This window comes from Maribacter aquimaris, from assembly GCF_014596745.1.
Classification (GTDB): Bacteria; Bacteroidota; Bacteroidia; order Flavobacteriales; family Flavobacteriaceae; genus Maribacter_A; species Maribacter_A aquimaris.
On sequence record NZ_JABTCF010000001.1, the window covers coordinates 598,894 to 618,783 of the forward strand.

At 40.5% G+C, this 19,890-nt stretch carries 17 protein-coding genes; 9 read left to right on the forward strand and 8 right to left on the reverse strand.

What is annotated here, in order from left to right:
• Window positions 1–136 precede the first annotated feature (136 nt).
• The 8 genes from HPE56_RS02635 to HPE56_RS02670 all read left to right on the forward strand — a co-directional run bounded on the left by HPE56_RS02635 (window position 137) and on the right by HPE56_RS02670 (window position 11,448).
• Window positions 137–904 carry a CDP-alcohol phosphatidyltransferase family protein gene (locus HPE56_RS02635; protein WP_188242205.1) on the forward strand — a complete coding sequence of 256 codons (768 nt, stop codon included), beginning with the start codon at window positions 137–139 and terminating at the stop codon, window positions 902–904.
• A 143-nt stretch (window positions 905–1,047) separates the two neighbouring features.
• On the forward strand, window positions 1,048–2,769 hold the full coding sequence (locus tag HPE56_RS02640; protein WP_188242206.1) for an amidohydrolase family protein: 1,722 nt from the start codon (window positions 1,048–1,050) through the stop codon (window positions 2,767–2,769).
• 110 nt (window positions 2,770–2,879) lie between these two features.
• Window positions 2,880–6,116 (forward strand): WD40/YVTN/BNR-like repeat-containing protein, encoded by a 3,237-nt coding sequence (locus HPE56_RS02645; RefSeq protein WP_188242207.1) that lies wholly within the window; start codon window positions 2,880–2,882, stop codon window positions 6,114–6,116.
• Between the two features lie 260 nt (window positions 6,117–6,376).
• The gene (locus HPE56_RS02650; protein ID WP_188242208.1) at window positions 6,377–7,045 is read left to right on the forward strand and encodes a DUF2490 domain-containing protein; all 669 of its coding nucleotides are present in this window, start codon (window positions 6,377–6,379) and stop codon (window positions 7,043–7,045) included.
• A 66-nt stretch (window positions 7,046–7,111) separates the two neighbouring features.
• Complete coding sequence (locus HPE56_RS02655; protein ID WP_188242209.1) at window positions 7,112–8,329, forward strand: bifunctional alpha/beta hydrolase/OsmC family protein; 1,218 nt, start codon at window positions 7,112–7,114, stop codon at window positions 8,327–8,329.
• Window positions 8,330–8,440: 111 nt separating this feature from the next.
• On the forward strand, window positions 8,441–9,010 hold the full coding sequence (locus tag HPE56_RS02660; protein WP_188242210.1) for a superoxide dismutase family protein: 570 nt from the start codon (window positions 8,441–8,443) through the stop codon (window positions 9,008–9,010).
• Between the two features lie 347 nt (window positions 9,011–9,357).
• Complete coding sequence (locus tag HPE56_RS02665; RefSeq protein ID WP_188242502.1) at window positions 9,358–9,999, forward strand: YceI family protein; 642 nt, start codon at window positions 9,358–9,360, stop codon at window positions 9,997–9,999.
• Window positions 10,000–10,257: 258 nt separating this feature from the next.
• A complete protein-coding gene (locus HPE56_RS02670) occupies window positions 10,258–11,448 on the forward strand; it encodes an LETM1-related biofilm-associated protein (RefSeq protein ID WP_188242211.1) in 1,191 nt (396 codons plus the stop codon).
• Between the two features lie 78 nt (window positions 11,449–11,526).
• Here the strand turns inward: HPE56_RS02670 and HPE56_RS02675 are convergent, their stop codons facing one another.
• The 6 genes from HPE56_RS02675 to HPE56_RS02700 all read right to left on the reverse strand — a co-directional run bounded on the left by HPE56_RS02675 (window position 11,527) and on the right by HPE56_RS02700 (window position 15,374).
• Window positions 11,527–12,282 carry a LytR/AlgR family response regulator transcription factor gene (locus HPE56_RS02675; protein ID WP_188242212.1) on the reverse strand — a complete coding sequence of 252 codons (756 nt, stop codon included), beginning with the start codon at window positions 12,280–12,282 and terminating at the stop codon, window positions 11,527–11,529.
• A gap of 47 nt (window positions 12,283–12,329) precedes the next feature.
• Entirely contained in the window at window positions 12,330–12,659 is a 330-nt protein-coding gene (locus HPE56_RS02680; protein WP_188242213.1) for a 2TM domain-containing protein, read from the reverse strand.
• Window positions 12,659–12,997 carry a 2TM domain-containing protein gene (locus tag HPE56_RS02685; protein WP_188242214.1) on the reverse strand — a complete coding sequence of 113 codons (339 nt, stop codon included), beginning with the start codon at window positions 12,995–12,997 and terminating at the stop codon, window positions 12,659–12,661. The genes HPE56_RS02680 and HPE56_RS02685 overlap by 1 nt, the downstream gene beginning before the upstream one ends.
• A complete protein-coding gene (locus HPE56_RS02690) occupies window positions 12,988–13,290 on the reverse strand; it encodes a 2TM domain-containing protein (RefSeq protein WP_188242215.1) in 303 nt (100 codons plus the stop codon). Before HPE56_RS02690 ends, HPE56_RS02685 begins: the two co-directional genes overlap by 10 nt.
• Before the next feature lie 112 nt (window positions 13,291–13,402).
• The gene (locus tag HPE56_RS02695; RefSeq protein WP_188242216.1) at window positions 13,403–14,740 is read right to left on the reverse strand and encodes a 2TM domain-containing protein; all 1,338 of its coding nucleotides are present in this window, start codon (window positions 14,738–14,740) and stop codon (window positions 13,403–13,405) included.
• A gap of 13 nt (window positions 14,741–14,753) precedes the next feature.
• On the reverse strand, window positions 14,754–15,374 hold the full coding sequence (locus HPE56_RS02700) for a tetratricopeptide repeat protein (RefSeq protein ID WP_188242217.1): 621 nt from the start codon (window positions 15,372–15,374) through the stop codon (window positions 14,754–14,756).
• 284 nt (window positions 15,375–15,658) lie between these two features.
• Here HPE56_RS02700 and HPE56_RS02705 point away from each other — a divergent pair, with 284 nt between their 5' ends.
• On the forward strand, window positions 15,659–16,957 hold the full coding sequence (locus tag HPE56_RS02705; protein ID WP_188242218.1) for a DEAD/DEAH box helicase: 1,299 nt from the start codon (window positions 15,659–15,661) through the stop codon (window positions 16,955–16,957).
• A 36-nt stretch (window positions 16,958–16,993) separates the two neighbouring features.
• Here HPE56_RS02705 and HPE56_RS02710 read toward each other — a convergent pair whose 3' ends face one another.
• Entirely contained in the window at window positions 16,994–17,728 is a 735-nt protein-coding gene (locus HPE56_RS02710) for a LytR/AlgR family response regulator transcription factor (RefSeq protein ID WP_188242219.1), read from the reverse strand.
• A 2-nt stretch (window positions 17,729–17,730) separates the two neighbouring features.
• The gene (locus HPE56_RS02715; RefSeq protein ID WP_188242220.1) at window positions 17,731–19,692 is read right to left on the reverse strand and encodes a tetratricopeptide repeat-containing sensor histidine kinase; all 1,962 of its coding nucleotides are present in this window, start codon (window positions 19,690–19,692) and stop codon (window positions 17,731–17,733) included.
• Window positions 19,693–19,890: the final 198 nt, after the last annotated feature.

Below are 19,890 nucleotides of genomic sequence, written 5' to 3' on the forward strand. Positions count from 1 at the left end.
ATGCTTTCTTGGAATGACACAAAAAAACGATGGAATGGTTATAAATATCCATACCTGGATACGCTGTTTTAAAATAGCATCATTGTTTTAAATAGAACCTACGAAAGCCTGAAATCCAAACCGTAAAGATTTTAATATGTCGAAATTGCCCAAAGCGAACCAATTTTTTGATATATCCGATTACGGTCGTCCTATAGCCAAGGGTATTGCCGCCTATTTTAAAAATACCGCCGTAACGCCGATTCACATAACCATAAGTTTTATTATCTCAGGCTTGCTGGCCATTGCCTTCCTCGTAAACCATCACTATTGGATAGCTGCCTTCTTCTTGATCTTAAAATCCATTCTCGATGCTGCTGACGGGGAATTGGCACGAATAAAAAAAACGCCCTCCTATACCGGAAGGTATTTTGATTCCATATCCGATATTCTATTGAACTTCATGATTATCCTGGCTATATGGCATGTGACCAAAGGCTCAATAATGTATGCCATTCTCGCATTTATCGGCTTACAATTACAAGGTACGTTATACAATTATTATTATGTCATTCTTCGAAACAAGCACAACGGTGATACGACCAGTCGTATTTTTGAAACGAAAACCCCAAAAGCCATGAAAGGGGAAAAACAAAGCAGGGTGAACCTGTTCTTTAATTTATACCTATTGCTCTATAGCGTTTTTGATAAAACCATTTATTGGTTAGACCGAAAAGCCATTTATGACCATCGATGGCCCAATTGGTTTATGACCGCCATCTCCTGTTTTGGTCTTGGTTTTCAATTATTGCTAATAGCACTATTCCTGATCTTCGACCAAATACACCTCATAATCCCTTTTTTCATTGGTTACTCCCTGCTGATTTTTGTTTTTGTACTCATAAGAAAGTCAATCAATCGATAAAACCTTTTTTATTGACTAATCCCGACTTATATATGGATTTGTTTTTAGGATAATTATCCTGACATCCACGACTTATTAGGGTTTTTATGAAAAAACAACAAACCGCTTTCCATATTCAATGAAACAATCCTAATTTTATAAGCATGAAAAAATGCGTTCTCTTCCTAGTCGCCATTGTTATGTTGGCCTGTACGAATAAAGCTGAAAAAGGAACCATCATCATCGATGTGAATGTTTTGGATGTCGCCACAGGAAAAATACAGGAACATAAGGACGTGGTTATTGATTCGGGGCGGATTAAAAGTATTTTCGAACATCAAAAGAATCGAAACCGCTACGAAACCATGGTGGATGGCAAGGACCAATATTTAATGCCAGGGCTTTCTGAAATGCATGCCCACATTCCGCACCCTTCTGAAAACAATGAACAGATTGAGGATGTTCTCTTTTTATATTTGGCCAATGGCATTACAACCATTCGAGGAATGTTAGGCCACCCCACCCATTTGGTATTGCGTAACAATGCCGAATCCGGCGAACTGCCAAGTCCACGTATCTTCACTTCGAGTCCGTCATTGAACGGAAAATCAGTTACCTCGGTCGAGGAGGCTATTTCAGTAGTCACCACATATCAAAAAGACGGCTACGATTTTTTAAAAATACACCCTGGAATCAAACGTGAGGTATTCGACCAGCTGGTTAAGACTGCCAAGCAAGTGGGTATTCCATTTGCCGGACATGTTCCTGTCGATGTCGGTATTCACCACGCCCTGGAGAGCCACTATGCCTCCATTGACCATATTGATGGATTTTTGGAGGGCTTGGTACCTGAATCGGCCAATGTAAAACCTGGGGACAACGGTTTTTTCGGATATGCCTTTACACCCTTGGCCGATACTTTGAAGATTGATGGGTTGGTCGCCTTGACAAAAGAAAACAAGGTCTGGGTCGTACCCACCCAAAGCCTTTTCGAGCGCTGGTTTGCCCCTATTACAGCCGATGAACTATTGCGACAACCCGAGATGCAATATATGCCTTCGAAGACCTTGGCCGATTGGAAAAAGCGTAAGATTGCCACAACAGGTACCGCCACCGGTTTTAATACTAAGCAATGGCAAAAATTCGATGCCATTCGCAAACAACTCATTCAGAAACTACAAAAAGGAGGGGTCGGTATGCTTTTAGGTTCCGATGCCCCACAAGTTTTCAACGTACCTGGATTCTCCATCCACCGCGAAATAGATGGCTTATTGGCTGCTGGGCTTACTCCTTTGGAGATTATTCAATCCGGCACCATAAATCCGGCTAAATTTTTCAATAAGGAAGGAGTATTCGGTCAGGTAAAGGAGGGACTGGAAGCCGATTTGATTTTGCTTAACGCAAACCCTCTTGACGATATGGACAATCTAAAAGACCTATCAGCCGTATTTCGTAAAGGCCATTTTATTCCCAAGGTAGAAATCAATAAACGTTTGGCGGAAATTGCGAAAAAAAATGGATATCCCTTGAAAAGTAGGACGGCTACCGAAAAACGGGATGCCCCATTAAACGGCACATGGAAATACTACAGTCGAAAAGGGAAAAAACCAGCCGCCTCAGCTACATTCACCCGTATAAAAACCTTGGCAAACGGCTATTGGTCCATGTCCGAAACGAATATCCTAACCAATAAATTGGATTCTTATCAAGGAGGCCGGTATTTAAGGAATGACACTATCTTCTCAGAAACCAACACTTTCGCCAATAGTAGTAGTTTATACCTGTTGGGTGAAACACAACTGTTTGAATTGGATGTAAAAAAAGACACGCTTATCCAAACAGGAATCAATAATGATACGGATGAAGTTTGGATACGGGTGGAATAGCCTTTGACAGCGCAGCACTTCGGGGAAGTATTGAATTCATTAACAAGTATTTAATGAATCCCCCAAAAGATTTATTTATATTTACGAGACTAATTAACTTACCTAAACCAATGAGAAGAATCCTCTCCCTAGTGATGCTAATGGCATCTATTACAATTTTTGCACAAGAATTTAAAATGGACCTGGTACAGGACTTAAAACCTAGGAATATTGGTCCCGGGGGTATGAGTGGTCGGGTTACCGCCATCGATGTGGTACAAGACGCACCAGACATTATGTATGTGGGTACGGCTTCGGGCGGACTTTGGAAATCAACTTCAGGAGGAATACAATGGAACCCTATTTTTGACAAGGAAGTCACCGCTTCAATCGGTGCAGTTGCCATTCAACAATCCAATCCCTCTGTAATATGGGTAGGTACCGGGGAAGGAAATCCCCGAAATAGTTTAAATGGAGGTTATGGCATTTTCAAATCCTTGGATGGAGGAAAATCATGGAAATCGATGGGTCTTGAAAAAACCCGTCATATACATCGTATCAAAATCGACCCCATGAATCCAAACACCATTTATGTGGGCGCCATTGGTTCCCCATGGGGTGAGCATGCCGAAAGAGGGGTTTACAAAACCACTGATGGTGGTGAAACTTGGGAAAAGATACTTTTTGTCAACAACAAGACAGGGGTTGCCGATTTGATTATGGACCCAACGAATCCCAATAAATTGATCGCCGCCATGTGGGAACACAAAAGAGACCCATGGTTCTTTAAATCAGGTGGTGAAGGTAGCGGGCTTTACATGACCCACGACGGCGGTAAAAACTGGAAAAAACTAACGGAGGAAGATGGACTCCCCAAAGGGGAATTAGGCCGAATTGGTATCGCTATAGCCCCAAGTAAACCCAATATCGTTTATGCCCTGATAGAAGCAAAAAAGAATGCACTCTACAAATCGGAAGACGGCGGTTTTACATGGAAGAAAATCAATGATAAGGCCGATATCGGGGACCGTCCTTTTTATTACTCGGAAATTCATGTAGATCCCCAAAATGAAAATCGGGTATATTCGGTATTTACCTATGTAAATGTTTCACAGGATGGAGGCAAGAACTTTTCCCAGCTCATGCCCGCCTATAATGCCACCAATGGTGTGCATCCCGACCACCACGCATGGTGGATACACCCAGATAACGGACAGTTTATGATGAACGGTAATGATGGTGGGTTGAACATTACCAAAGATGGTGGTAAAACATGGCGGTTTATAGGAAATTTACCCGTAGCCCAATTCTATCATATCAATACGGACAATGAATACCCGTATAATGTATATGGGGGAATGCAAGACAATGGTTCATGGCGGGGCCCTGCCTATGTGTGGAAAGACCAAGGCATACGAAACAGTTATTGGCAGGAAATCAGTTTTGGGGATGGCTTTGATGTCGTGCCCGACCTAGATGATTCAAGATATGGATATACCATGAGCCAGCAAGGTTTCGTGCAGCGTTATGACCATGTTACCGGTAATAATTATATTGTACGCCCCACCCCTCCTGATGCCGATACCAAACTCCGTTTTAATTGGAATGCGGCCATTGGTAAAGATCTCTTTGATACTAATACGGTATACTTCGGTAGTCAATTTGTACACAAAAGCACCGACAAGGGCCTTACTTGGAAGGTGATTTCCCCGGATTTGACAACCAATGACCCTGAAAAGCAAAAACAATCGGAAAGTGGTGGTCTAACCATGGATGCCACAGGTGCCGAAAACCATTGTACCATTTTGGTCATTGAACCATCCCCTGTAGAAAAAGATATGCTTTGGGTAGGTACCGACGACGGCCGCGTTCATTATACCCTAAATGGAGGTGCCACCTGGACCGAGGTTACACAAAACATAAAAGGCTTACCTAAAGGTAGTTGGATACCACAAATTAAACCTTCAAACAAGAATAAGGGCGAAGCACTATTAATTGCCAACGATTATAGGCGATTCAATTACACCCCTTATGCCTACCGCACCAAAAACTACGGAAAAACATGGGAACGTATCGTTGATGGCAATGACGTAGCGAGCTACACCCTATCGATCATAGAGGATATAGAAAACCCTAATCTTATGTTCTTAGGAACTGATGACGGGCTCTATATTTCCTTTAATGCTGGAGAGAAATGGCAAAAATGGACAGAAGGCTTCCCTACGGTCTCTACCAAGGATTTGGTAATCCATCCTAGGGAACATGATTTGGTCATAGGTACGTTCGGACGCGCTGCATGGGTTCTGGATGATATCCGTCCGTTAAGGGCTTTGGCCGCTGATAAAACCATGCTGCAAAAAGACATCAAAATCTTCACTCCACCTACGGCATACCAAGCCGCATACCAACAACCGACGGGAAGCCGCTTTGGGGCAGATGCCCTTTATAATGCCGAAAACCGGAAAAAAGGTGCGATGATCACCTATTTTTTAAAGGAAGGAAAGAAAGAATCACCTAAGAAGGATAAGGATTCGACCCAAACAAAATCAGAAGCAACCGTTGACTCCGACAGTGTTGAAAGCAAAAAGGATAAACTGACCGGGGTACAGAAAAAAGATTCCATCATGTTCCAGTTCTATGATGGGGATAGATTGATACGAACCATTAAGAAGAAAACCCCAGAAAAGGCTGGGTTCCATCGTATATATTGGGCTATGGACGAAAAAGGCCCGGACCGACCTTCAAGGAAGCTACCAAAAAGCAAAGATGAACGCGGAGGCACTACTGTAAAACCAGGGACTTACAAGATAAAAGTTTCCTATGGAGCGTTAACCGATGAGACAATGATCGAAGTGAAATCGGATCCGAGATTGAATGTTTCCTTGGCCTCGATCAATGAAGTTTACGACAGTTCAAAAAAGTTGGAGTCCTATACCCAAACGGCTGCGGATGCCGTAAAACAATTGGTGGAAAGCAAGGACATTGCCAACAAATACCTAAAAGAACTTAAAACCCTCGATAATGAAAAATATAAAGACCAAATAAAAGCCTCCAAGGAGATGGCAAAGGCTATAGATACAGTCATCGCCTTATATCTGGGCAAGGAAGATAAAAGACAAGGTATCACCAGAAACCCGGAAATAACCGTAATGCAGCGTATTGGGAATGCCAGTTTTTATTCCCGTACCCGAAAATCGGGAATTACAACAACTGAAAAACAACTGATCCGTTTTGCAGAGGACGAACTGAAAAAAGCACTGCAAGAGACCAATACATTCTTCAATGAAAAGTGGAAGCCTTATAAGGACGACATTGAAAAACAGAAAGTCAGTCCTTTTAAATCCATAAAAACATTCCATCTGGAATAAAAATCACATATCTTAAAAATACGCCCCTTCTATAAACAGAAGGGGTTTTTTCTGTTTGGTTTTTAAATGGATCCTTGGACTCCCCCTTAATTCAAAATCGCAATACCGTTTAAAAAAACAAAAATTATACAGAAACTTGACTTTTATCAGGTTTTCCTTTTCAGCACAAAAGTACATTTGCAGCTTCAAATTTCGCCTTAAGGCATTCTATATGTTCAGGCTTGATACAACCAAATCCTTTACCTATAAAAACGACCATCATGAAGCGGGGCCTACTGTTACTTTCCCTTCTATTTTCATCCCTATTAAGTTCCCAGAACACCACCGAAGACAAATGGGGCACATGGATTATGCTGTACGGGGACAATAAAATATCCGAAAATTTAGATATTGTCACCGAATTTAGGTTACATCATTATGAAATTTTCGATGTCTTGGACAATCAATTCTATAAAATCGGACTGGGCTATCATCTTACCCCCAATATATCGGTAGGTGCCGGTTATGTTCACCATTATTCGGAAACACGGACAAACATCAGTGTCTCTGAGAACAGACCTTATGAAGAAATATGCCTTAAGAGAAAAATAAAAAAATTAAGTATTTCGCACCGTTACCGAATAGAACACCGGTGGATAAACAAAGATGGGATTACCGATTTTGTCAATAGAATGCGATATCGATTACTGCTGATCCATCCAATTTCGGATAAGTTTTACATCAAGGTTTTTGATGAGATTTTCCTTGATATACATGAAGATGTTTTTAATCAGAATAGATTACATACGGGAATCGGATATCGTATAAATCCGAATTTTAAGATTGAAGTAGGCTATATAAAAAACCATTTAGCGAACCGCGCTGATGACATTCTTCGAATTGGGGTTCTTTTCAAAACCGATTTACGACAAAAAACTAATATGGAATAAAACGTTCAGGTTAAGTATTTTGGATATTTTGCGACCTATTAGAAATATCATAAAAACTTGACTATAATGAATCTGCAAAAAGTAATCTTCAAGAACAAGGATGGAAAATCATTGGTAGGACGATTAGAACTACCTGCCAACCAAGATGCACATAACTTTGCGATTTTCGCCCATTGTTTTACCTGTAACAAAAATCTGACAGCGATTCGAAATATCAGTAAGGCCCTAACCTCAAGTGGTTTTGGGGTTCTCCGTTTCGATTTCACAGGACTAGGGGAAAGCGAAGGTGACTTTGCGGATACCAATTTTTCAGGAAATGTTGAGGATTTGATTGCTGCCTCGGACCATTTGAAGGCCAACTACCAAGCCCCCACCCTATTAATTGGGCATTCCTTGGGAGGCGCTGCCGCTATTTTCGCTGCCGCACAAATAGACTCCATACAGGCCGTTGCCACGATTGGGGCCCCTTCAGATCCCGAACATGTAAAACATTTATTGCGCAATGGAATTGATGAAATTGAGCATAATGGGAAAGCTTTGGTAAATATAGGTGGAAGGGATTTCACCATTAAAAAGCAATTTTTGGATGACCTCCAACAAAACACCCTGTCGGCTACCGTGAAAAATTTGCGCAAACCCCTGCTTATTCTACATTCACCACAAGATACCACTGTGGGTATAAAAAACGCGGAGGAAATTTATAAAGCGGCCCATCATCCCAAAAGTTTCATTTCCTTGGATGGAGCGGACCACTTGTTAATGAACAGGAAAGATTCCCTTTATGTGGGCGATAGTATAGCCGGGTGGGCAAAAAGGTACCTATCGATTGATGATGATGAACATTTGATCGAAAGCGACCACCAAGTAATGGCCAGTTTGGATTTTGAAGATGGATTCACCACCCGAATGAAAGTTGGTAACCATTACCTCTCTGCGGATGAACCCGTTAGTTATGGGGGCAATGATTACGGTCCTTCCCCCTATGAATTGGTGTCCGCCGGGCTATCGGCCTGTACCGCCATGACATTGCAAATGTATGCGAAACGCAAAAACTGGCATATTGAAAATGTTGAAGTACACACATCGTACAGCAAAACACATGCTAAGGACTGTGAGGATTGTGAATCATCGACTGCTAAAATCGACACTTTTCATCGAGATATCAAGATTTCAGGGGATTTTGATGAAAAACAACTCGACCGCTTGCTCCAGATCGCTGACAAATGTCCCGTGCACAAAACCTTACATAACGAAGTTCAGGTTATCAGCAAACTCATCAAGTAAATTGGCATCCATAACCCTTTTACTACGGGAAAAAATCGAATTCCGATAGACCGAAAATTGCCTTATTACGATAATTAATTAACTTTAATACCTAACCTAAAACAAAGTAGCATGAAAAAATTATATTTTTTTGCATTAGCATTTGTCCTAATGGCTGGTTTCAGCTGTAAAAAGACTAAGAAAGAAGCTACCGAAAAAGTCGTAAAGGATGTTGTTCAGGAAGAATCCGTGGAGACTATCAGCTTCACCATGGAACCCAAGAGTGATAGTACCGTTAAGGGTGAGGTAACTTTTACCCAAGAGGATGACGAAGTAACCATGATTGCCAATTTTTCGGGACTTACCCCTGGAAAACACGCTATCCATTTGCATGAAAAGGCGGATTGCTCCTCCAATGATGGCAAATCGACCGGGGGTCATTGGAATCCCACACACGAACCACATGGAAAATGGGGTGCGGCAGAAGGCTATCACAAAGGGGATATCGGCAACTTCGTAGCGAATGAGGAAGGCAACGCTACCCTCACGTTTTCAACCGACCAATGGTGTATTGGTTGCGATGACCAAAACATGAATATTGTAGGTAAGGCCGTTATTGTGCATCAAGGTGTAGATGATTTTGTATCACAACCAAGTGGCGATGCCGGTGCGCGTATCAGTTGTACGGGCATTATCCAATAAAACCTAAAAAACCAATGGTAAAAGCTGCTTTTATGGCAGCTTTTACATTTTTATCAGATTACCCCTATTTCCACTATTCGACAGTCCCAATCAACCTCTTAAAAAATGGCGCTTTTCGCCCGTGAAACATTCGTATGCTACAGCACACAGAGTAAGATAAAAATCAAAATCCAGCACCAATTGGACCTTACCTGCTTATGGTTGATTGTCGATTTAAAGGTCAATCCTAAGAATTAATCCCTTCAAAAAGAGCTTCTTTTTTCATTTATCTTTAATATTGCAATAAATGTGGTCATCTATCATAGGTGTTCAACAGTACTTTTAAATAATTTTAAAAAATCATGATGATGAAAAGAATTAATTTATTGGCCTTAGGCATGCTTTTGATTTTAGGTTTTAGTTGCAAACAAGCCAAGAAAGAAAATACAGAGCAACAGAAAGAATCCAAAGAAGTCATGAGTGATTCCTTTACCTTGGTCAAGGATTCGACCAAAGTAGGATTCACTGCCTATAAGACTACGGAAAAAGTTCCCGTTGGTGGCCAGTTCAAGGATATCAATATTACGAATACCAAATCCGGAGCAACGCCTTTAGAGGCTTTGAACGGCACTGAGTTTAGCATCCCGGTAAGCAGTTTATTCACAAATGACCCTACAGAAACCAGAGACCCTAAGTTGTTGAAGTTCTTTTTTGGCGTCCTTAAAAACACCGAGCTTATATCAGGAATCTTTAAAACCACTGCTGACAACAAATGTTCCATAGACGTTACGCTAAATGGTGAAACCGCAAATATTCCACTCGAGTACACCATGGATTCTGAAAATAAAATCACATTCAAGGGCGTAATGGATTTGGAAAATTGGAACGCCCTTGATGCCGTTGCTTCCATCAATAAAGCCTGTAAGGAATTACACACGGGTACTGATGGGGTAAGCAAAACATGGAGTGATGTTGCCGTACAAGCCGAGGTACAACTGAAGAAAAATTAATAAAGAAACACCTCTTAACATACCAAAATATGCATAATAGTAAATGCATATAAGAGTGTTCCAAGGTTTTAAAAAAATAGCTGCCAAATGGCAGCTATTTTTTTTCGCCGTTTAACTCACTAATCACCAGAAAATCCTTCAATGTATGTAATTTTTGCATTGGCATTTTATCAAAAACCCAATTTCAACTTATAAACCGATGATTACATGTGAAATGTCCTATAATTTGCTTTATTTTGGAACCAAAACAACAATACCATGAACCCTTCATCCTCAGGATGGATTGATAAATTCGGATATCTGGTTAAAGATCAGGTTGAAAGCTATAAGGATTATATCGACCTTTATGAAGCTTTGAAAAATACCGGGTTCGTATATGGACTTAACATTAAGTTCCCAAGATTCATCCATCCCGAACATAAACTATCAGAAGACGAAAAGGCCAAGATCAACCTTTTGGCCGCACTGTATTATACCTATAGATTCGAAAAAAAGAGCACTGACTTCAACGCCTTTTTAATTGCTGTTTTCCAGTTTTATCAGGACTTGGGTCTCAACAAAATCTCATTCTTGAATAAATTATTCGTTGGGAGCAAAACTTCCGATCAGCTTGAAAAATTAATTGATACCAGGGTATATTTGGAAGATAATGTCATTAGCAAGACCTTTAATAGCATTATCACCAATTCATTATTATACATCGATGTGTTGACGTTTAAAAGGTATTTGAGCAACCCCAGTGCCATTGAGGAATTTGCCGAGAATTTCGAAAAAACGGCAATGAATGTCATTTACCATACCTTGAATTCCAAGGAGAACCATGAAAATGACCATAAATTGGCCCATTTATTCGAAGCCTCCCTAACCTTTATCGATAGTGAGACCCATACTTTTGATGCCAATTATCGCGATAGGTTACAAAAGGACCTTTCCCCTATCGAAAAACAGTATTTACTTGATCTTGCCGCATTGACCATTTGGGAAGACCACTCTATCGATTACATGGAATCGGAATTCATCTATCAATTTGGAAAGGACCTTGGTTTCACCAAAAATGAAATAGCAACCATCTTGGATGATATTTCGATGTTTTTTGAAAAGAATTTAAAAATAATACCCCATTTAAAAAATCATAATTTAGCCTCCAAGTTCTACGATAGCATGTCAAAAGTGGTGAATAAATTGATTCTACGGAATAGCAAGAGACTTCAAAAAGAGCTTTCGGAAAGTAAGGAGTTGGTTGCCTTAATCTCTAAATCAACGGTCAGGGACCTAAGTGCTGAAGAGAAGAAAAAAGTTCAAAGTCAATTGTTGGATATTTTTAAAAGTATCCCCTCACTAGCCATTTTCATGCTTCCCGGAGGGGCTATCCTATTACCTATTTTCATTAAATTGATACCTAAATTATTACCCTCCTCATTTGATGAGAACAGAATCGATGAAACCTAATTTTTTTGCTTTATTTCGGACTATAAGGAAAATCTATACAAGGCATCAATATTCTAAACCTCAATTATTTAAATACCTTTACTCTAACCATAACTTAAAGTCCCTAACCCGCTCCCTACTCACAATGATCTCTTGATCAAGATAGCGATTTAATTTGATTTTCAAACGCGAATTGGTGTATGCGACGATATCATTAATGTGATTGATATTGACGTAATACTTTCTACTTACCCTAAAGAAAATCCTAGGCTCCAATTCAGACTCGAGATTTTCCAGGGTAGTATCCAATAGATAATTCCTACCATCGGAAGTCGAAGCGTAAGTACCTTTGTTTTCACTATAAAAACATTCAACGTCGTCAGCGTTTATGATCTTAAGATGTTGCCCCACCCTAGCGGTAAATCTTTTTTTGTATTCACGCTCCAAAGGGTTGACCAATAATTTTTTGATATCCTCAAAATCCAATGCCATTGTTGGGGCGGCAGGCTTAACGGTTTTGTATTTTTTCACGGCATTTGCAAGCTCTTCGTCATCAATAGGTTTTAACAAATAATCAATACTATTCAGCTTAAAGGCCTGCAGGGCATACTCATCATAGGCCGTCGTGAATATTATGGCACTTTTCATATCGACCACATCGAATATTTCAAATGAGAGTCCGTCAGAGAGCTGTATATCCAAGAAAATAAGGTCGGGATGCTCGTTGTTTTGAAACCACACTATCGATTCCTCAACGGAATGGAGCATAGTGGTTGTCTGCACACCCAATTTCGCCAATTGCCGATTAAGCCTTCTAGCGCTAGGTTTTTCGTCTTCTATGATGATTACATTCATTGGTTTCTGGTTGGTTATACTTCGTATATATATTGCACCTAATATACTTAATCACCTTCTTCAAGGTATTTCCTAATCTGTTTTTCTTCCCAAATCTTAAGAATGTTCGCTCTGAACACAAACAACCTTAATCCTATTACCACAAGCACTAATCCCCAAATTATAGGTATTAAGAGCATATTCCATTCCATCCACCGCAATATATTTTCATCTTCAACACCTTTTTCTATGAATATATTCAAAACCACCCCCTTAAAAAGCAATATCAAGATCGTAATCATTGCGAATTTTATCAAGTGGAAGTAAAAATCCTTAATTTCGTCAACCCTTTTTCTTGCTTTGATGTACTTTCCTATTTCTTTCCGTTCATTCTCCATTACCTGTACTTTTTACTTTCTTTTATATCCTTGTCCATGTATTTCTGAATCTGTCTTTTTTCCCAATCCTTCCCAAAAAAAGGATTATACGAAAAGACCTTCACCCCATGAAAAAACAAGCCTATACCCCAGAACAACCACACAGCAAAGGTGCCGAAGTCCCAAAACGCTTCATTAAAACCCTCTCCGTCCCCCAAATTACGAACGACCTTCATGGTAGAAATAAAGGTGTTTACCATGATATAAACAGCAAAGTGAATATAAAACCCCTTGAGTTCCTCTACCCGTTTCTTGACACGGTTCAGCTTTCCATTATCCTTTTCATCCATTATTTCCATCTTTGTTGTTTTTCGTCCTTATGCATATACTCCTTTATTTTTCGCTCCTCCCAGTCCCTTCCAAAGAACGGACTTAAACTGAATGTCTTGATGGCCTGAAAGACCAAACCAATACCCCAACCAAAGGCAGCCCAAAGGAACCAAGGATACCTCCATTCATCTGTCCAATAATTTATTCCTGCCAAAAGTCCAATAAAAAATATATACGATAACAAACTGGTATAAAACTTTTTAATAGCCTCTACTTTATCCTTTGCTCTAAAATACTTGTTGTCTTTTTCCGAAGTTTCCATGTGTTGTTGGTTTAATGAATCATACTTTATTGATAACCCAAAAGTAAAGCGATTACAACTCCTTTATAAATGAATCTTACCCACTTGTTATTTTTAGGGGATGGATTGTCATTTAGAAGTTTTCATCATCCATATACTTCCTAATCTTTCGTTCTTGCCAAGATTTCCCCCATAAGGGATTATACCCAAAGACCTCCATACCGTGAACAACCACCCCAAACCCCCAACCAATGGTTGGAAAAATAATCCATGGGAAACTGGTCGTATTATGGTTCAGTATGGCCAAACACGGAATCACAATACAATAGGCTATAAGGTTGCCATAAAACCCCTTAAGCTGCTCTACGTGTTCCTTAGCCTTTTCATAACGTTTATCGTCTATATAAGTTTGTTGTGCCTCCATGATTGTTACCTGTTTTGTCAACATCGGCAGTTTCACCCTGAATTCGTTGGGTGACTTGGTTATTTCCACCTGCCTATTGGTTAATATATCGTAGCGTTGTTGAATATTACGCAACCCCACCCCGCTACTCTTCTTTACCACCTGTTTTTCCTGTATATTATTATCGACCACCAGCATATCCCCCTCCTCATATACCTTGATGTGCAAAGGTCTTGCTGAAGTGACCACATTGTGCTTTACCGCATTCTCGAGCAACAACTGCAGGGACAGGGGCACTATTTTGGCTTCCGGGTTACTACTGTGATCGGGTATATCGAAATGAATACTATCCTCAAACCGCATCTTTAAAAGCTTTACGTAGGTTTTGGCAAATTGAAATTCCTCATCCACGGACACCAGGTCTTTATTCTTCTGCTCAAGAACATAGCGATACACCTTGGAGAGCGAGGTAGTGAACTTCTGCGCCTGACCGGGGTCTTCCTCAATTAAACTGGTCAGTACATTTAAACTATTGAAAAGGAAATGTGGGTCTAATTGGTTTTTAAGGGCATCGAATTTGGCCGAGGCCGTACCGGCTATTATCTTTTGCTCTTTCACCTTGTTTTCCTGCCGATATTTATAATACCATACCGCATAAAATATAAGTGAGATACATATCGCAATGATCAACGACAACTGATAATACCCGAGATTCTCATTGGCAAGAAACTCCGTTAAGGGCTTCTTTTCCAATACCACAACAAGTACAATACGGGAAAGGAAAATCCCAAAAATCGAAATCAGGATATTCCCCGTAATCCCAATGGCAAATCTTTTTAAGGTGAACAGGTCATGTTTATGAGTGGTAATAAGATGTTCAATCCAATACGCATTTGCCATGTACAGGATCAAAGCGAATATCATATTTTGATAATATTCGGTCCATGTGATTTGATAATCAAAACCTTCATCGAACCTGCCCGTGAAAAAATAAATGGCGAGAAAAACGAAATAGATCACAGTACCTATTACGATTGCCCTTATGAAATGATTATAAAATCGTGTCATTGATTATTTGTTCTTATTTACAATTCTTGACTATTTCTTCCGCCCTGTCTTTTCCCCAATTGGGATGAAAGACCGACTCTGGCTTAAATGTAGCAAAAAGTTCCAAAGCACGTTCAACATCTTTACAGAATGGAGCGGTATCCTGTCCAAAGTACCGGGCACACCCCATATCCCATTCAGCCTTTGAAAACACAACCCTTGGGTTTTCCGGGGCCAATTCCAGTGCCTTTTGGTACAGGGCTACCACCTTACCAGAAAGCGTCATTCCATAGGTAGCCCCATCAAAAGCGATCCAAGCTGTATAAATCATGGCCTGTTGCACCATGATTTCAGGATTATTAGGGGAAATGACCTTTGCCAAGTCGATAAACTCTTGGGCCTTACCCAATTGCTGGCTGACTTTACCCTCGTCCTGTTCCCCAAAAGAGGCTACGGTGTTCACTTGTGCCCCATAATAAGATGGAAGCCAATTATCCGGCTCTGCCATCGAGATCCGATCAAACAGGTTTGAAGCCTCCAAAACATCCCCATTGCCCCAGTACTCAAATGCCTTTTGCATTCCTGAGGTAAATTTATCCTGTGCCGAAACCATTGTTGCCATAAACAACAAGATCAATGTAACTGTTTTCTTCATGATTATTTGTTTTAAGGATTGTATGGACCAAAAATGAAACAAACCCACAACTTAAGACAAAATGAATTACCGAACTGTTCAATTTTAAGGACGGACTGTCAATTGGCCCAAGGTTATACGAGCTCATTAAAGAAAACCTGTTAAAACCACACGCCACTTTTTCCTAAACCAATCATTATATTGCATCACAAAGCACTGTAATTAAACTACTTATGGTCATTTCAAGGATTTAACTCTTTTTACCAATCTAATCCACTACCTTTGCCGCTTATTCTTCACAATACATGACATTCAAAGATTTAGGCATTATAGAACCCATCCTTAAGGCCCTTGGGCAAGAAGGTTATACCAATCCCACACCCATTCAAGAACAGTCCATTCCCATTTTATTGAATGGTAAGGACCTTTTGGGTGTTGCCCAGACGGGCACAGGCAAAACCGCAGCATTTGCGGTACCGATCATTCAACAGATTTACAACGACCAACCCGAACAGGGACGCAATCGAAAGATCAAGGCATTGGTTGTTACCCCAACCCGTGAGTTGGCCATTCAAATCGGGGAAAGTTTTACGGCGTATGGCAAATTCACCGGAATTAAGAATACTGTTATTTTTGGCGGTGTAAAACAAGGAAAACAGGTACAGGCCTTAAGAAACGGAATTGATGTTTTAATCGCCACACCAGGGCGTTTATTGGACCTTATGAACCAAGGGTTCATCTCGCTTAGGGATATTGAATATGTGGTATTGGATGAAGCCGATCATATGCTAGACATGGGTTTTATACATGACATCAAAAAAATAATAGCCAAGCTCCCTTCCAAAAGACAATCGCTGTTTTTCTCAGCCACGATGCCCAAGGATATCGTTGAACTATCTCGTAAGATTCTCGGTGATTTTGAAAGGGTTACCGTAAAACCGGAACAAGCCACAGCGGAAAAAGTAGAACAGGTCGTATATTTTGTAAGCAAGGGAGACAAGGTAAACCTATTGGTTCATATATTGGAGGAACAACCCAATAGTTCCGTACTGGTTTTTTCACGAACCAAACACGGGGCAAATAAAATCGTAAAAAAATTGGCACAGGCGGAAATCCGCTCAGCGGCCATCCACGGAAACAAATCACAAACCGCCAGACAAAATGCCCTGAATGATTTTAAAGATGGGAAGCTTGGGGTACTAATAGCGACGGACATTGCCGCTAGAGGCATCGATGTAGACGGACTTTCCCTGGTCATAAACTTTGATTTACCCAATGTTCCCGAAACCTATGTACACCGAATCGGCAGAACAGGACGGGCCAATGCCAGCGGAATCGCGGTTTCCTTTTGCGATAGGGAGGAACGCCCCTATTTGAGGGATATTGAAAAACTAATCAACCTAAAGGTTCCCAGAATAACCGAGCACCCTTTTCACGAAGAAGTTGCGGAAGGATCCCCCATCAAAAAGAGCCGAAACACGCAACGGCCAAAAAGCCCCAATCAAAATCGGAATCGGAATCAATCCAGAAACTCGAATTACAAAAGCCAAAGCAGCGGGAATCGAAACAACAACGACAGGAACAAATCCCGGGGAAGGGATTAGAAACCCCTACTTCCAACTGCACTAGTTGACCACAGCTTAAATCGTCTGTAAACGGCTTAACAACGCCCCTCTGTGCATTTTTGCGATAGGAATGACCTTTCTATCGATTTCAAGATGACCTTCCGCCACAACGTCTAATTTGGAGATATTTACCATATACGACCTATGTATACGCAAAAAACCGTGCCTGGGCAATCGTTCTTCCATGGTTTTCAAGGTTGTTGCCAATAAATATGTGCTTGATACCGTAATGATCTTACAATAATTCCTGTCGGCCTCAATATAGAGAATATCAGCCAACAACAACTTTACCATATTGCCCTTGTGACGAATAAAGATGCGATCTTCCAAAACTTTCAAAGTTGAATTTTCGATTTGGGTCTTACCCCCTTTCAAATCCATCTGTTGAACTACAAGTTCAAATGTTCGTCGCAATTGAATGATATTTAAAGGTTTGGGAATAAACGCAAAAGGGTGGGTCTTCTTGGCCCTATTGAATGAAGCCTCATCGGTATTGGCCGTGAGGTAAACAATGGGAATGTTTAAAATACCATTTATGTGCGTGGCTGTTGCTATACCATCGAGCTTCCCTTTTAGATGTATGTCCATCAAGATAATATCAGGGTTATTTTCCTGCACGTGGAGAATCGCCTCTTCCCCCCGAGTCTCTATACCCGTAACCTCAAATCCCAAATTGGTCAATTGCAGGCTGATGTTGGCCGCAATGATCATATCGTCCTCAACCACCAATACCTTTACTTTATTTTCCATAGCTATGCTGCTTTATTATATTGGAATTCAAAGGAAACCGCTGTCCCGTTTTCGACAACCAAATGCATTTCACCATCTAACTGTCTGGTTAATAATTTAACCAATTTAGTACCAAAGCCGGTTCCTATTTCATTTTCATTTACAATGGCACCAATACCATTATCCGATACCTTCAAGAATAATTGGTCGCCTGTTTTTCGCAATGCCACAACAACGCTACCTGATGCTTGTTCCGGAAAGGCATATTTCATCGAATTCGTCAAAAGTTCATTTACAATAAGACCAATTGGTATCGCCGTATCAACATCAAGTTCGATCTCCTCCATATCCAAAAGCACTTCAATCCTACCTTGAACACCGAAAACATTGACGATATAATTCGATAAATTAAAAAAATAGGATTTCATCTCTATTGATGACAAACTATTCTCCTGATATAATTTTTGATGTACCATGCTCATACTCTGAATTCTATGCTGACTGTTTTCCATGGCATCCACAATCTTTTTGTCACTGATTTCGGCGGATTGCAAGGTTAAAAGACTAGAAACGATCTCGAGGTTGTTCTTTACCCTATGATGGATCTCCTTCAGTAAAAACTCTTTCTCCTGGTTCTGTTTTTCAAGCATTTTATTCTTTTTCCTATTGTTCTTCATAGCCTTAAAAAGCAGCAACAAATAAAGCAACAGAAGAAATACAAAGGCCATGATCAAGGTCTGCCTTAGTTGTTGTTTTGTAATCCGGGTTTGCTGAAGTTGAATGGTATTCTCCTTTTGGGCCACATCGTATTCCGTTCTAAGTAAGGATATTCTTTGATCGGCCTCAGCGGTAAAAACCTTATCTTTTAAGTCGTCATATACGGCGAAGGCCTGATAAGCTTCTTGATAATTATGATTCCCTGCATAAGCCTTGCCCAAGGTTTCATAGGCCTGACTTAAAAAATACCCATCCCCAAAATCATCAGTCGCAATAGCGATGCTCTTTTTTAGGCTTTCTATGGCTGAGATATACTTACCTTGTATATTCTGCAATTTCCCGATAGCCAACCAGGATCGCATCAACATAAAACCATTATCCAACAATTCGGCATATTTCAATGCATTCCCCGCAGCTACTGATGCTTTCCCGAATTCGTTCAAATAGGTATAGAGATCTACCTTGGATATATACACGTCGCTAAGGTTATTGTAAAAACCATACCGCTCCCCTATAGCAATCGAATGATCGAAATAGTTCATGGCCTTTTCGTATTCTTTCAATCTTAGATAGTTGTTGCCCACTACATAGAGGGTAAAGTCGTAGTCCAAGTCATTGACACCCAGTTCCTCAAAAACAGCTACCGATTTTAAACCGTATTCCAAGCCCGATTCAAATCTGGATTGCTTCCAAAATAAATTACTTAAATCACTATATGCTAAAGCTATAGCCCTTTTGTCCTTATGTTCTTCTCCAAGCTGCAAAGCCAGTAAGGCATAATCGGCAGCCCGGTCTAACTGCCCCTTACGTTCGTAAACATATCCCATTTGGGTATAGAGAAAAGGAAGATCATTTTCATTGACTTTCCCCTTGGCTTGGGATAAGATGGTGAGGGCACTGTCCAAGGCTTCCATTCGCAACAAAACTGCAGCTTGGGTAATTTGAAACCTCCCCTCCCATAATGTGTTCTCCTTTTTTGAAGCCATATCCAATCCTATTTGTGTAAAATGCATAGATCGGTTCAAATTACGGGTATGCCAATAGTAGGCAAGATCATTGAGCATGCAAAACTTAAGGGTGTCCGACTTGGCCAATGGATAAGACGTTTCCAAGGTATCCAAATAAGAAGCCCCAAAATTATCGGTGTCGACAAATACCTTTTTGTAGGGATTTTCGCGATTAAAGTCCACTATTTGGGAAACACCAAGAAAACCATTCAAAAGTATAATGGTCAGTGGAATGACAACAGTCAGGAAGCGCAGTCTCATTTCTCGAATTTTTTCACCGGGGGAAATGAGTATTGTTAAATATACAACTTTTTACAACAGCGAAACGCCCGATAACTAACCATAGGGTTTCGGACAGTTTTTAACGCACCCCATCCTCAAACCCTTTTAGAATAAGGTTATAATGCATTCCTTGGTCCTACAAAGTTTTTACTTGTGGCGCCATACGGTCAACACCAT